5 protein-coding genes are annotated in these 16,240 nt (G+C 69.3%); 2 read left to right on the top strand and 3 right to left on the bottom strand.

Going from position 1 to position 16,240, the window contains the following annotated elements:
• Positions 1-352 precede the first annotated feature (352 nt).
• The gene (locus tag ACGF7Y_RS33730; RefSeq protein ID WP_393241164.1) at positions 353-856 is read left to right on the top strand and encodes a hypothetical protein; all 504 of its coding nucleotides are present in this window, start codon (positions 353-355) and stop codon (positions 854-856) included.
• A gap of 246 nt (positions 857-1,102) precedes the next feature.
• On the top strand, positions 1,103-3,133 hold the full coding sequence (locus ACGF7Y_RS33725) for an FAD-dependent oxidoreductase (RefSeq protein WP_393241161.1): 2,031 nt from the start codon (positions 1,103-1,105) through the stop codon (positions 3,131-3,133).
• 46 nt (positions 3,134-3,179) lie between these two features.
• Here the strand turns inward: ACGF7Y_RS33725 and ACGF7Y_RS33720 are convergent, their stop codons facing one another.
• The 3 genes from ACGF7Y_RS33720 to ACGF7Y_RS33710 form a co-directional block, all read right to left on the bottom strand.
• Entirely contained in the window at positions 3,180-3,713 is a 534-nt protein-coding gene (locus ACGF7Y_RS33720) for a PaaI family thioesterase (protein WP_393241158.1), read from the bottom strand.
• A 9-nt stretch (positions 3,714-3,722) separates the two neighbouring features.
• Positions 3,723-14,585, bottom strand: coding sequence for an SDR family NAD(P)-dependent oxidoreductase (locus ACGF7Y_RS33715; RefSeq protein WP_393241155.1), 10,863 nt, complete (start codon positions 14,583-14,585; stop codon positions 3,723-3,725).
• A 24-nt stretch (positions 14,586-14,609) separates the two neighbouring features.
• Positions 14,610-16,240 (bottom strand): SDR family NAD(P)-dependent oxidoreductase (locus ACGF7Y_RS33710; RefSeq protein ID WP_393241152.1); only part of this gene is annotated, 1,631 nt, incomplete at its 5' end.

Here is a 16,240-nt window from a genome sequence, read left to right as displayed (position 1 = left end):
CAGACCAAATGGTATCCCTGCTGAATTGCCTATGTAAAGTGCGGAATTCGTAGGTCGGCTTCAGTTGCCTACAAGCGGTTTGGCGGCTCCGGATTTCCGCGATCTGGCCGGCGATAGCGAGCGCCGGGCGATTCACCGCTTTTGGGGTCCGACATGCCCCCCCGACGCCGGTTCGGGCAACCCCTGGTCCCCGACTCGGGAGCGAGCTGCGGAATAGCTGACCGGCGACAACACCCGCCCTCTCTCCGACGACCGAGCCGGCCGCGCGGTGTCCGGTAAGGAGCCACCAAAAGTGCGGGTCGTCGGAGTGCGCATGTACTCGCGGCATTGGCCGGGCGGTCCCGTGGACCCCGTGCGCGAGTTGTCTTGTCTCGGAGGGTTGATCGTGTCGGGCCATCTGATCTACGCGGGCTTGCAACGCACTCGGGAGCAGGTCGCCGATCACGACGCACGTGTCTGGGGAGCCGACCCCGCGGTGTGGGTGATGCTCGAACACGGCACCAACCAGCTGGCGGGGATCCGTCGCGTCGTCTTATTCGCTCCCCTGCGCCGGACCAGCGGAGGAGCTCGCGGCCCGCTCGCTCTGGTCGTCAGGTTTATGGCCGGGTTCGTCACGCGAGTCGCCGCGACCTGGCAGACGCATCCGATGAGCGCCCAGAGATGCCGGTGGCTGGCGGAATCCGGATTCATCGGTGACAATCACGGCAAGATCCTGCCCAGCTTCCTCGCAGTTGGAACGTGCATGCTGACAGCCGTCGGGATGAATCGCATCTGGCCCCGGAATCGATGGCTTCCTACGCGTCGTGTTGATCACTTCCATCGTGCTGACGCCGGCGATCCTGTTCTCACTGAGTGACGGCATCTCCAAGAGAAAGACTCATCAGTGGAAGCAGCCGAGCTGCACGTGTTCGACACCGGCCACTTCGCTCTGGAACCCATCTGCCCGACATCGCCGCACTGGTCGCGGAATTCCTCGATCGGCTACCGCGCTCGCCGCTGGGAGGACGGTCATGACGCATCACATCAGACGGCGTCAACTCGCCCGTCAACGTGGAAACGCCCAGCGATTGCGGAGGCACGTCACTGCCATTAGGTTCATCCCATGAGCTGCGCCTTTCCTCATTTGCTGTCGCCGATCCAACTGGGGAGGGTCAGGCTCCGCAACCGAGTCGTGATGGGCTCCATGCACACTGGCCTGGAAGACCGGCCCTGGCACATCGACCGGCTGGCCGCGTTCTTCGCCGAACGCGCACGCGGCGGAGTGGGGTTGATCATCACCGGTGGTTACTCCCCCAGTCGCGAGGGATGGCTCTGGCCGTTCGCGTGCGCGATGCTCGACGAGACCGACGCCGAGCGGCACCGGGCGATCACCGAGGCAGTCCACGAAGCGGGCGGCAAGATCGCGTTGCAGATCCTGCACGGTGGACGCGATTCGAACATTCCCACCAATCTGGCGCCCTCGGCGGTGGCGTCGCCGCTCACCGCGTTCGAGCCGCGAGCATTCACCGAGCAGGAGATCGAGACTACGATCGCCGACCACGTGCGCTGCGCGCGATTGGCGCAGCTGGCCGGGTACGACGGCGTGGAGATCATGGGCGGCGAAGGCTTCCTGATCAACCAATTCCTCGCGCCGCGCACCAACACCCGGACCGATCGCTGGGGCGGATCGGCGGCGAACCGGCGGCGTTTCCCGGTCGAGGTCGCCACCCGGACCAGGGACGCCGTCGGCGAGGACCTACTCATCATGTTCCGGATGTCGCTGGCCGAATTCGTCGAGGAGGGACAGACCTTCGCCGAGATCATCGACCTGGCGAAGGAGCTGGAAACCGCCGGGGTCGATGTCGTCAACACCGATATCGGCTGGCACGAATCGCGGGTACCGACGATCGTCACCTCGGTGCCGCGGGCCGCGTTCGTCGGATACACCGCGGCGCTGAAGAAGCACATCACGATCCCGGTCTGTGCGTCGAACCGGATCAACATGCCCGAGGTCGCCGAGGACATCCTGGCGCGCGGCGACGCGGACCTGATCTCCCTGGCCCGCCCACTGCTGGCCGACCCGGATTGGGTCAACAAGGCCGCCGAATCGCGCGTGGACGAGATCAACACCTGCATCGCCTGCAACCAAGCCTGCCTGGACCACACCTTCACCCGGCAAACCGTGTCCTGCCTGGTGAATCCCCGCGCCTGCCATGAGACGTTGCTGCAACTGCTGCCCACCAAGCGGGCCAAACGCGTCGCCGTCGTCGGCGCCGGCCCGGCCGGGTTGTCGGCCGCGATCGGACTGGCCGAACGCGGACACCAGGTGGCGCTCTTCGAAGCCGAGAGCCGGATCGGTGGCCAGTTCGACCTCGCCCGCCGCATCCCCGGCAAGGAGGAGTTCGACGAGACGATCCGGTACTATCGCCGAAAGCTCGAACTCACCGGCGTCACCGTGCATCTCGACGTCCGCGCCACCGCCGAGCAGCTCGCCGCGGGCGGCTGGGACGAGGTGGTGCTGGCGACCGGCGTGCGCCCCCGCGTTCCCGACATCCTCGGCATCGACCACCCCATGGTGCTGTCCTATCCGGAATTGATCCGGAAGGAGAGGCCCGTCGGCAACCGGGTGGCCGTCATCGGCGCGGGCGGAATCGGTTTCGATGTCAGCGAGTTCCTCACCGCGAACCACCACACCGCGCTCACACTCGACCAATGGCGCGACGAGTGGGGTGTCACCGACGATATCCACGCTCCGGGCCAGCTTCGCGCTCGTAGGCCCGCCCGGGCTATCCGAGAAGTGACCCTACTGCAACGCAAGTCGGGCCCCTTCGGACTGACTCTGGGGAAGACGACCGGCTGGATCCACCGCGCCGCGCTCGAGGCGCGCGGTGTCGAGCAGATCGGCGGAGTCAACTACGAGCGGATCGACGATCGCGGGCTGCACCTCAGCTTCGGCCCGCACCGTCAGGGCGGCCGGGTGATCGAAGTCGACAATGTGGTGGTGTGCACGGGCCAGGAATCGGTCCGCGACCTGAAGGACCAGCTCGAATCCCGCGGTGTCCGGGTGCATCTCATCGGCGGCGCCGACGAGGCGAAGGAACTCGACGCCGAACGCGCCATTCAGCAGGGTACCCAGCTCGCGGCCGAACTCTGATCGAGGACAGTGGGCCCGGGGCCAGATCCCCGGGCCGACCGGGGATTCAGCCGTTTCCGCCGCCCATCCGCACGAATGTGGCGGTGGCGGTCGCATAGACCTTGCCGTTGGCGTCGATGAGGCGGCCTTCGGCGTTCGCTGTCGTCCGGCCGACATGCACCGCCTCCGCGACCGCCCGCAACGGCCCCTGGGTGTGCGAGACCCCGCGCACCAGGTTGGTGTTCATACTCACGGTCGTGAGCATGGACTTGTCCTCCACCGACAGCTGGACCGCGCCCCACATCGCGACATCGAGCACCGTGCCGACGACGCCGCCACCGACCACGCCGAGGAAGTTCACATGGCGCTCGTCCGGTGTGAGACTCAGCGTCATCCGCCCCGGCTCGGCGTCGACGACCTCGATATTGAGCAGCTTCGCCAGCGGCGGCAGCGGCAGTTCACCGGTGCGAATGCGCTCGACGAGGTCGTCCCGCGTGAGCTGGATCATGCCGAGTACGGCGATGCCGGGATCGTCCCACTCCAGGTGCAGCGAGCGCACGCCATCGGTCACTTCGATCTTCGACACGTCGTTGGGTGCCATGAGCTTCCTCTACTTTCCGGTGATCTGCTGGTCGATGAGAGCGAACAGTTCGTCCGCGGTCGCGGCCGCCTCGACGGCGTCGCGGCCCTGAGCGCCGAGGGAATCGGAATCGGGCTCGGCTCCGTCCACGGCGTCGGTCAGTGTCGCGCGGATCCGCTCGGCCAGCCGCGCCTTGTCCTCCTCGGACGGCAGCGTCGCGAACAACGCGGTGAGCGCGGCGATCTGGTCGTCGATCGCCGAGCTGGTCGAGGTGGCCTCCCATTGCGACCGCAGCAGTTTCGCCACCGCGCTCACCGTCGGGTAGTTGAACACCAGCGTCGACGGCAGCCGCGTACCCGTGCCCTCCGACAACCGGTTCCGTAGCTCGACGCCACCCAATGAATCGAAACCCAATTCCTGGAACGGGGTTTCGGGATCGATCGCAGCCGCGGACCGGAACCCCAGCACCGCCGCGGCGTGTTCGCGAACGAATCCGAGTACCAACGCGTCGCGTTCGTCCTCCGGGGCGGCGGCGAGCCGGTCGGCCAGCAGCCCGCTTGCGCTCGGGGCCCGTCTCGCGCGGCTGGGCACCAGGTCGCTGAGCACCTCGGGCAGCAGTCCGGCGCGTCCCTGCGCTGCCAGGGCGGGCTTGTCGAATTCCACGCAGGCGACGACGGCCGTGTCCATCGCGATCGCGGCATCGAACAGCGCCATCCCGTCGGCGTCACCGAGGATCCGCAGACCCATCCGCTCCAGCCGTGCCAGCGCGGCGCGGTCCATCTCGCCGGTCATGCCGGTGCCCTGATTCCACAGCCCCCAGGCGACCGACAGTGCGGGGAGCCCCTGCGCACGGCGGGCGTGCGCGAGCCCGTCGAGGACCGCGTTGGCGGCCGCGTAGTTGCCCTGTCCGGGTGATCCGAGGATCGCCGCGGCCGAGGAGAATACGACGAACGCGGCCAGATCGTGCCCTCGGGTGAGCTCGTCCAGGATCAACGCGCCGTCGACCTTGGGCGCGAGCACACGATCGATCTGTCGTTCGGTCAGCGTCTCGATGGTGGCGTCGTCGATCAGGCCGGCGGAATGGACCACCGCCGTCAAGGGGTGCTCGTTCCCGATCGACTCGAGCACGGCCGCCATGCCGGCGCGATCGGCCACGTCGCACGCGGCGACCCTGGTCCGCGCGCCGAGCCGTTCCAGCTCGGCGACCAGCTCCGCGACCCCATCGGCCGCCGCACCACGACGCGACACCAGCAGCAGGTGCCCGACGCCGTGTGCGACCACCAGGTGCCGCGCGATCAAGGCGCCCAACCCGCTCGTCCCGCCGGTGATCAGCACCGTGCCATTGCCGAAAGCGCCTGTATGAACCAGGGTTTCGGCGGGTAGTTCACCATAGGACAGGCGCGGCAGGTGTATCTCTCCGGCGCGGACCGCCACTTGGGCGTGCCCTGATCGGATCACGTCGAGCACCGTGTCGGCGTCCAGGTCCTCGTCGTGATCCAGGAGCACGATCCGACCCGGTTGTTCCGATTGCGCGCTACGGACCAGGCCGGTCACCGCGGCAGCGGCCAAATCGACCGGCTCGCCGTCCAAGCCCGTCGCCCGGCGGGTCGCCACCACGAGGCGGGTGTCCGCCAGCCGCTCGGTGGACAGCCACGACCGCAACAATTCCCATGCCCGCAGGGTCGCATGCCGCACTACCCGGGCACTTCCGTCGAGCACGGAATCACCGGTCCGGTCCAGCTCGACGGAGGGCAACTCATCGAGCGACCAAACGATCACAGCCGGAACTTCTTCGGCCGCAGCCACTTCCGCCACGTCGGCGTAGTGGGAATCGATGCCGGGAACCCGCACCTGTCCCATCGTCGCCGTCACACCGGTGGACACGGCAGGCGACGCGGGGAGTTCCGAGCGCATCCAGCGCAGGTGCAGGGGCGCCGCACGCCGCGCCGCGCTCGCCGTGGCCAAGGCGTCGGCGGCGATCGGGCGGGCCGTGACCGCATCGATGCGCGCCACGAGGGCGCCGGAATCGTCGGCGATGTCGATCCCGGCCCGTCCGTCGGCGTCCCGGATGACGCGGACACGCACCGCCGTGACACCGGATCGTCCCAATCGCACACCGGCGAACGAGAAGGGCAACAACACTTGCTCGGCGGGCAGGCCGTCGAGCAGATCGCCGAGCGCCACGTGCAGGCAAGCGTCCAGCAGCGCCGGATGGATGCCGAACGAGGCTGCCGCGACGCTGACGGATTCGTCGAGGGAGACCTCGGCGAAGGTCTGCTCGCCGCGAGTCCACAGTGCGGTGACGCCCTGGAAGCCGGGGCCGTAGTCGAAGCCCCGCGCCGCCAGCCGGTCGTACAGCGACCCGTCCGAGGGCTCGGCGCCAGAGGGCGGCCACACCGGTTCGCTCCACGTCGGCGCCGGATCGTCGGCGGCGGTCAGCACGCCGCTCGCGTGCTGCGCCCACGCGTCCGCCGAATCCTGGTCCGCGGCGCGGGAGTGGACGGCGAAGCTCCGTCGCCCTTCCTCGTCCTGCGGCCCGACGCTCAATTGCAGATCGATCTCGGCGCCCGCGGGGAGCAACAGCGGGGCTTGCAACAACAGTTCGTCGACACCTCCTGCGTCCAGATGCACGCCCGCAGCCAGTGCCATCTCCGTGAAAGCCGTTCCCGGCAGCAACACCGAGCCGAACACCGCGTGGTCGCCGATCCACGGCTGGGTGCGCAGGGAACACCGGCCGGTGAACAACCACTCGTCCCTCCCCGCCAACTGCACCGCGCTGGTCAGCAATGGATGCCCGAACGAGCCTGCCACGGGCTCGGGCGCAGGCTGCACCCAATAGCGGCGGCGCTGGAACGCATATGTCGGCAGAGTCACCCGTACGTCTCCTCGGGGCAGCAGCGACCGCAGGTCCACCGGTACGCCCGCCGCGAAGGACTGGCCGAGGAGGGTGACGAACTGGGTCACCTCGTCGACCGAGCGCCGGGACGAGGCCGCGACCAGCGACTTCGCCGCCAAGTCGGGTCGCTCGGCCAGGCATTCCCCGGTCATCGCGGTGAGCGCCGCGTCCGGTCCGACCTCGACAAAACGCCGCACCCCGGAGTCGAGGAGACTGCGCACCCCGGGAGCGAAGCGCACACGGCTGCGCACCTGCGCCACCCAGTAGCCCGGATCGCGCACTTCGTCGCCGACCCGCGCACCGGATACGTTCGACACGATCGGCACGGTGGACTCGCGATAGGTCAGGCCCTCGGCCACCGCACGGAATTCCTCGAGGATGGGCTCCATCAGCATCGAATGAGACGCATGCGAGATCCGCAGCAGGGTGTTCTTGCGTCCCGCCTCGGTCAGCCGGCGCTGCATCTCATCGACGGCATCGGCGTAGCCGGAGAACACCACCGACTCCGGACCGTTCACCGCCCCCAGCGCGAGCCGGTCGCCGAGACCGGTCAGCAGCTCCTCCGCTTCCGTCTCCGACACCGCGGCCGCCAGCATCGCCCCGCCCGCGGGCGCCGCTCCCATCAACCGTCCCCGCGCCGCCACCAGCACACAGGCGTCGGCGAGTGACCAGACCCCGGACACGTACGCCGCGACGAGTTCGCCCAGCGAGTGACCCGCGAGCACATCCGGTACGAGACCGTACGACTCCAGCAGCCGGAACATCGCCACCTCGAACGCGAACAAGGCGGGCTGCATCCAGTCCATCCGGTCCAACACCCCGGCCTCGTCGGTGAACATCACCTGCCGCAGCGAACCACCGAGATGCCGGTCGAACTCCGCACACACCTCGTCCAATGCGGTCGCGAAGACCGGGAACGCCTGATACAGGCCCGCACCCATGCCGACTCGCTGCGCACCACCACCGGTGAACAGGAAAGCCGTCGTACCCGGCACCACCGCTGTCGCGAACGCGTGCGGGGACGGCGCCCCCGCCGCCAGCGCGGCAAGCCCGGCGAGCAGTTCCTGCCGATCGCTGCCGACGACCACGCCGCGGCGATCCAGTAGCGCGCGCGAGTCGAGCAGCGCGCGCGCCACCCGCCACGAGTCGATCTCCGGCTCACCGGCCAGCCAGGAGCGCAACCGTTCGGCCTGACCGCGCAGGCCTTCCGCGGATCTCGCGGAGACCACGAGCGGTACCGCGGCGAGTGCGGCGCCTGCCGCCGGATCAGGGTTCTCCGCCGTACGCGCGTCGCGCTCGGCCGGTGGCGCTTCCTCGAGGATCACATGCGCGTTCGTACCGCTGATCCCGAACGACGACACCCCCGCGCGCCGGACCCGGCTCCCGGCGGTCCACGGCTCGGCTTCGGTCAGCACCCGCACCGATCCGGCCGTCCAGTCCACATGCGGGGAGAGTTCGTCCACATGCAGGGTTCTCGGCAGCATCTCATGGCGCAGGGACTGCACCATCTTGATCACGCCGCCCACGCCGGCCGCCGCCTGGCTGTGCCCGATGTTGGATTTGAGCGAACCGACACGCAGTGGGCGATCCGGACGGCCCTGCCCGTACGTGGCGAGCAACGCCTGCGCCTCGATCGGGTCGCCCAGTGTCGTTCCGGTCCCATGCGCTTCCACGGCGTCCACGTCCGACGGTCCGAGTCCCGCATCGGCCAGCGCCGCCGCGATCACCCGCTCCTGCGACGGACCGTTCGGCGCGGTGAGACCGTTGCTGGCGCCGTCCTGGTTCACCGCGCTGCCGCGCACCACCGCGAGCACGTTGTGGCCGAGCCGCCGTGCGTCCGAGAGCCGTTCCACCACCAGGACAGCCGCGCCCTCCGACCAGGCCACACCGTCGGCGGCGGCCGAGAACGATTTACACCGCCCGTCCGGGGCCAGGCCGCGCTGGCGGGAGAATTCGACGAACACCGTGGGGGTGGCCATCACCGTCGCACCGCCCACCAGGGCGAGCGAACTCTCCCCCTGCCGCAGCGCGCGGCACGCCACATGCAGTGCCACCAGCGAGGACGAGCACGCCGTATCCACCGTCATCGCGGGGCCTTCCAGGCCCAGTGAATAGGCGATGCGCCCCGAGACGACGCTCGCCGCCGAGCCGGTGCCCACATAGCCTTCGGCCTCAGGCCCGGCCTTGCGGGTCAGAACCTCGTAGTCCTGATACATCACCCCCGTGTAGACGCCGGTATCGGTGCCCCGCAGCGATGTCGGATCGATACCCGCGTGCTCGAGCGCTTCCCAGGACACCTCCAGCAGCAAACGCTGCTGCGGGTCCATCGCATTCGCCTCCCGCGGGCCGATGCCGAAGAATCCGGCATCGAAATCGGCCGCGTGGCCCAAGAATCCGCCCTCTTTGGCGTACGAGGTTCCGGTGTGCTCGGGATCCGGATGGATCAGACGATCGAGATCCCAGCCGCGGTCCGACGGAAACTCGCAGATGGCGTCGGTTCCCGATGCCACCAGCTCCCAGAGGTCGTCCGGAGACGCCACACCGCCGGGGTACCGGCAGGCCATACCGACGATCGCGATCGGTTCGTCGGCCCGCGTGCGCCGGTCCGACCGGCGAACCTTCGACCCGACACCATCGATGCGGGAACGCAGCAGTCGAGCGACGGCCGCCGAAGTCGGATGATCGAAGGCGAGCGTCGACGGAAGACGCAGACCGGTGGCCTTGGTGAGGCGGTTGCGCAGATCCACCGCGCCCAGCGAATCGAATCCCAGTTCGCTGAACGGCTTGTCGGCTTCGATCAGTTCGCCCGTGGCGTGCCCCAGTACTCCGGCGACCTGGTGGCGCACGAAATCCAGCACGATCGCGTCGTGCCGGTCCGGCGGCACCGACGCGAGCCGCGCCGCGAGATCACCGCCACCGCCGTCGGCGCGGCGCGGCACCGATACCAACGAACGCAGCAGCCGCGGCAGCGACCCTGCGCGAGCCTGCGCGGACAATGCCGCGGTATCGAAGTCCACGGCGGCGACCAGCGGCGTGTCCGCACCGATGGCCCGGTCGAACAGCGCGACACCGTCGGACTCGGTCAGCGGCCGGAAGCCCATGCGGGACAGCCGATCCAGGCCGGCGCGCCCCAGCTCGGCGGTCATTCCACCGTTCTGGTTCCACGGGCCCCAGGCCACCGAGACTGCGGGCAGACCCGCCGCGACGCGGCGCCGGGCCAGCGCGTCCAGCACCGAGTTCGCGGCGGCGTAGTTGCCCTGGCCCGCCGAGCCCAAGACGGCGGCGATCGACGAGAACAGGACGAACGCCGACAGGTTCCGGTCACGGGTGAGCTCGTCGAGATGGAGTGCGGCGTCGACCTTCGGCGCGAATACCCGCTCGACCCGGTCGGGCGTGAGTGCGTCGAGAGTCGCGTCGTCCAGAACGCCCGCGGCGTGGACGACGGCGGTCAGCTCGGGACCGTCGGCCAGCTGGTCGAGCAGGGCACCTACCGCGGCGCGGTCACCGACGTCGCAGGCCAGCACCCGCGCTCGCGCACCGAGTACGGAAAGTTCGGCCACCAGTTCACTCACACCGTGGGCTCGTTCGCCGCGCCGTGAAACCAGTACCAGCTCCCGCACACCGTGCGTAGCGGCCAGGTGCCGGGCTACGAGGGCGCCTAATCCACCGGTGCCGCCGGTGATCAACACCGTGCCCGTGCCCATGCCCATGCCCATGGTGATAGCTGGGCCGGACACGTCGTCCCGCCGGGCGAGCCGGGGCGCGAGCAGTTCGCCTCCACGCGCCGCCAGCTGCGGCTCGTCGGTCGCGAGGGCCGCCGAGATCAGCTCGGGCGCGACCAGCGCGTCGCTGTCGACGTCCACCAGGACGATCCGGCCGGGATGCTCCGATTGCGCGCTGCGCAGCAGACCCCAGGTCGCCGCGGCGGCCAGGTCCGGATCTTCGCCACGCAGTCCGGCGCCGTTGCGGGTGACCACGAGCAGTTGGGTGTCGCCGGACTCGGGCAGTCGCAACCAGGACTGCACCGCCGCCAGCGCGGTGTTCACGCTCCGGCGCACCCTGTCGGCTTCGTCGCTGTCCGCGTGCCGAGGTCCGGACTCGGCGAACCACACCACCGCGTCGGCGTGCGCTCGAGCATTCGAGTCCCCTGCGTCGGTCCCGGCGGCCCCTACCAGCGCGGCCATATCCGGATGGTGTTCGTCGAAAGCGCACTGCGATGGTCCGCCGACCGCGGCCAGCCGCACCGCGCCGGACCGTGCACCGGATGCCACTGCGGTCCAGTGCACGTCGTAGAGACCGTTCGGCCCGGCGGAGCGGGCGTTGCGCACCGCGTCGCTGTCGACCGGCCGCGCCCGCAGCGCATCGACCGTCAGCAGCAACACGTCCGCATCGTCGCGGAGCTCGACCCGCATTCCCTCGGTGCCCGTCCGCCGGATCAGCGCCCGCGCCGCGCTCGCGCCACCGCGGTACAACCGCACGCCACTGAAGGAGAACGGCAGCGGCGCCTGGTGCGCAGCCGAATCAGCGGACCATTCGTCGACAGCGGCGTGCAGCGCGGCATCCAGCAAGGCTGGGTGCACGCCGAAACGGGAAGCGTCCGAGGTCATCTCGCCGAGCCGCACCTCGGCTAGGACGGCCTCGCCGCGACGCCAGAATCGGCGCACCCCCTGGAACGCGGACCCGTAGTCGAGACCGCGCGCGGCCAGTTCGCGGTACAGCGCGTCTCCGGTCGTCGCGTCCTCGTCCGGGGACAGTCCGTCCGTACCGGCGGACACCGTCGCGTCCCCCGTATCGGGAGCGAGCACACCGCGCGCGTGCGTGGAGCCGGCGGTCCGGTCACCTACTGTCCGCGACGCGATGACGAAACTTCTGCGCCCGGTGTCATCGGGCGATTCGACGCTGATCTGGATATCGACCTCGGTCCCCTCGTCCAACCGCAGCGGCGCCTCGAGCACCAGTTCGTCCACCGTCCCGGCATCCAGTCGCACGCCGACCGCCAACGCCAACTCCACGAACGCGGCTCCAGGCAACAGCACCGTGCCGAACACCGTGTGGTCGGCCAGCCACGGCTGCGACATCGTGGACAGGCGGCCGGTGAACAGCCACTCGTCGGTACCGGCCAGGGCCAGCGCAGCGCCGAGCAGCGGATGGTCCATCGCGGTCAGTCCGGCGCGGCCCACGTCACCGATACCGTCGGCCGGCGGCAACCAGTACCGCTGACGCTGGAAGGCATAGGGAGGCAACGGCACTCGGCGTGGCGGCTGACCCGTGAACACCGGACGCCAATTCACGTCGACGCCCGCGGCGTGGGCGGCCGCCAGGAAAGCGGTGAACTGCCCGACCTCGTCCGCCCCACGCCGCGCGGCGGCGGCCACCGTGCAGCGGGCCTCGAGATCGGGTTGTTCGGTCAGACACTCACGGGTCATCGCGGCCAGCACCGCGTCGGGACCGACCTCCAGAAAGCGCCGGACCCCGCTCGCGACGAGCGCCCGGACTCCCGGTGCGAACCGCACCGCCGCCCGGACCTGACGGACCCAGTACTCCGGATCGGTCAGCTCGTCACCGGCTGGTTCGCCGGAAACATTCGAGACGATCGGGATCGTCGGCTGCCGATAGGTCACACCGCGAGCCACGGTCCGGAACTCGGTCAGCATCGGTTCCATCCGCGCCGAATGGAAGGCATGGCTGACGCGCAGCCGGTTCGTCCGGCGACCCTGGTCGCTGAAGAGCCCCTCGACCTCGGCGACAGCGTCGGCGTCACCGGACAGCACCACGGACGAGGGACCGTTCACCGCGGCTACCGACACGCGGTCGAGGTATCCATCGAGCGCGGCGGCTGCCTCGTCTTCCGACAACGCCGCGGCCAGCATCGCGCCGCCCGCAGGCAGTCCGCCCATCAGCCGCCCCCGCGCCGCCACCAGCACACATGCGTCGGGCAGCGACCACACACCGGCGACATACGCCGCCGCGAGTTCACCGATGGAATGGCCGAGCAGCACATCCGGTGTCAGGCCGAATGATTCGACGAGCCGGTACAACGCCACCTCGAAGGCGAACAGGGCGGGCTGGGTGAACTCGGTTCGATCGAGCGGTCCCAGCGCGCTGTCGCCAGCCGGTGCTTCGGTGCGGATCAGGTCCTTCAATGAACGTCCGAGCAGCGGATCGAACTCGGCACACACCCTGTCCAGTTCCGCGGCGAACACCGGGAACGCGGCGTACAGTTCTCGCCCCATCCCGGCGCGTTGCGCACCCTGACCGGTGAACAGGAACGCCGTGCGCCCCGAGCCCGCGCGACCCTCGACGACGCCCGGCGCGGGACGCCCCTCGGCGAGTGCCACCAGACCGTCCAGGAGTTCGTCCCGGTCGCGGCCGACGACCGCGCCGCGCCACCCCAGCCGGGCACGGGAGGTGAGCAGCGAATGCGCGATATCCCGCGGGTCCGCCTCCGGACCGTCCGCCATCCACTGCCGCAGGCGATCAGCCTGTGCCCGCAGGGCCGCGCCGGAAGCCGCCGACAACAGTAACGGAATCGTTTCCACTGATGTGTGATTCGACCCTGCCTGCTCCGTGGGACCAGGTTCGGAGTCTGCCTCAGCGGGAGCGGGGTCGGCGGGAGCTTCCTCCAGGACGACGTGGGCGTTGGTACCGCTGGCGCCGAAGGAGGACACGCCCGCGCGGCGAACCCTCGCTCCAGCGGGCCACGGCTCGCTCTCCTTCAGCAGCCGAACCGTACCCGCCGACCAGTCCACATGGGGGGTTGGCGCGTCGATGTGCAGGGTCTTCGGCAGCACTTCGTGCCGCATGGCCTGCACCATCTTGATCACTCCGCCGACACCAGCCGCGGCCGAAGTGTGACCGATATTGGATTTCAGCGACCCCAGACGCAAAGGCACGTCGGTCTGCCGGGCGCCGTAGGCGTTGATCAGGGCCCGGGCCTCGATCGGATCGCCCAGCATCGTGCCCGTGCCGTGCGCCTCCACCGCGTCGACATCCGCGGGCTCGAGGCCCGCGTCGCGCAACGCCTGCCCGATAACGGCTTCCTGCGACGGTCCGTTCGGCGCGGTCAGCCCGTTGCTCGCGCCGTCCTGGTTGATGGCGCTGCCACGGACGACCGCCAGGACAGTGTGCCCGAGCCGCCGTGCGTCGGAGAGCCGTTCGAGCACCAGCACGCCGAGCCCCTCGGAGAAGCCCGTCCCGTTGGCCGCCGCCGCGAACGCCCGGCACCGGCCGTCGGGTGAGAGGGCGCGCTGGCGCGCGAACGCGATGAGGAGGGACGGGTCCGACATCACGGTGACCCCGCCTGCGAGGGCGAGGGTGGCGTCACCGTTGCGCAGCGCCCGGCACGCGAGATGCAGGGCGACCAGCGACGACGAGCATGCCGTGTCGATCGAGACGGCCGGACCCTCCAGCCCGAGGGTGTAGGCGATCCTGCCCGACAGCACACTGCTGGAAACACCGAGATACACATGGCCTTCCGTTTCGGCCGTGATATCCGGGGAGCCGACGCGGGGCCCGTAGTTCTGGTGGGCCACCCCGGCGAAAACGCCGGTATCGCTGCCGCGTAGCGATGCGGGGTCGATGCCGGCGTCTTCCAGCGCCTCCCAGGCAGCCTCGAGCATCAGACGCTGCTGTGGGTCCATCGCGGCGGCCTCGCGCGGGCTGATGCCGAAGAAACCCGCGTCGAAATCGGCTACGGAGTCGAGGAATCCGCCCTCGCGTGTGTAGATCGTCCCAGGTACGTCCGGATCGGGATCGAACAACCGCTCCAGATCCCAGCCACGGTCGGAGGGATACACTCCGACGGCGTCCACGCCCTCGGCGGCGACGCGCCACAAATCCTCGGGTGAACGAACTCCGCCGGGGTACCGGCAGGCCATGCCGACGATGGCGATGGGCTCACGCGTTCGATCGGTGAGTTCGCGCAGGTGTTGTTTGGTCTCGTAGAGCTCCTTCGCGGTCTTCTTGAGGTAGCGGCGTAGTTCGTCGGTGTCGGCCATCGGTGGGCTCCTGATCGCGCAAGTTCAGCTGAGGTTGTCGATGAATTCGAAGAGTTCGTCATCGTCGGCGGTGTCGAGGTGGTCGGCGTCCCCACCTGGATCGACATCCCCGGCGTCCCTGCCTTCGAGTTCGCGCAGCAGGGCGGACAAGGTGCTCGCCAGTGACGACCGGTCGGCGGCGGACAGGTCGGCGGAGGCGAAACTGCGGGCCAGCGCTTCGACTTCGGCCGTGATCCGTTTCGCGGGGTCCTCCACCGGAGCGAGCTCCTGACGGAGGTAGCCGGCCAGATCCATCGGAGTCGGGTAGTCGAACATCGCGGTCGCGGGAACCTGGACGCCGAGGGCCGATTTCAGCCGGTTGCGGAATTCCATGACACCGAGTGAGTCGAATCCGATATCGCTGAAGGGTTTGTCGGCGGCGATGGTCTCGGCGTCGCCACCGAGAACCGCCGCGGCCTCGCTGCGGATCAGGTCGAGGACGATACGGTCCTGCTCGGCCGTCGACAGGCCCGCCAGGCGGTGCACCGTTTGGGGCGATCCACCCAGCACGGCCTCGGCTCGGCGCCGGGCGGGTCCCAGTAGGTCGCGCATGATCGGACGGGGGTCGTGATCGCCGCTCTCCGTGAGCGCGGACCGGTCGACGCGGGCCGCGACGAACGCCGACGCGCCACCCGCGAGTGCGGCGTCGAACAGCGCCATCCCCTCCCCCTCGCCCAGCGGCGGGAAACCCTCCCGCCGCAAGCGAGCGAAGTCGGCGTCAGCGAGCTCCCGCGTCATGCCGGTGCTCTGCTGCCACGGCCCCCAGGCGATGGAGGTCGCGGGTAGACCGTTCACGTGCCGGTGGTGTGCCAGCGCGTCGAGGAACGCATTGGCCGCCGCGTAATTGGCTTGCCCCGCATTACCGATCACGCCCGCGATCGAGGAATACAACACGAACATCGACAGATCCGCATGCCGCGTCGCCTCGTGCAGATTCCACGCCGCGTCCACCTTCGGCCGTAACACCTGCTCGATCCGCTCCGCGGTCATGTTCTCCAGAAGTGCGTCGGCCAGTACCCCGGCCAGATGCACGACACCGGTCAACGGATACTCCAGCGGGATCGCCGCCAGTACCGCATCCACCGCGGCCCGGTCGGCCGCGTCACAGGCGACCACGTCCACATGCGCACCGAGGGCGACGAGCTCGTCACGCAACTGCCCCGCACCGGGTGCATCCGGGCCGCGTCTGCTGGTCAATATCAGCCTGCGCACCCCGTACTCGGTCACCAGATGCCGGGCCGCCAACGCGCCCAATCCCCCCGTGCCACCGGTGATCAACACCGTGCCCTCGGGCGCCAGCGGCGTCGGCACGGTGAGCACGTTCTTCCCGATATGCCGGGCCTGACTCATCAACCGCAACGCCTCCGGCACATCCCGTATATCCCATGCGGTGAGTGGAGACGCAGTGAGCACATTCGCCTCGAAAAGATCGACAATGCAGGTCAGGATCTCCTGGAGCCGATCGGGGTCCACATCCATGAGCATGAAACCGCGGTAGGTGACTCCCGGGTGTTCGACGGTTACCTGCTCGGGGTCGCGGCGATCCAGCAACCCCATCTCCACAAACCGTCCACCAGGCCTCAGCAACCGCAACGACGCATCCACGAACTCCCCTG

This window comes from Nocardia sp. NPDC047654 (genome assembly GCF_043205035.1).
Taxonomy (GTDB): domain Bacteria; phylum Actinomycetota; class Actinomycetes; order Mycobacteriales; family Mycobacteriaceae; genus Nocardia.
The sequence above is the reverse complement of the archived record's forward strand: the minus strand, read 5'-3'. Positions and strand labels throughout refer to the sequence as shown.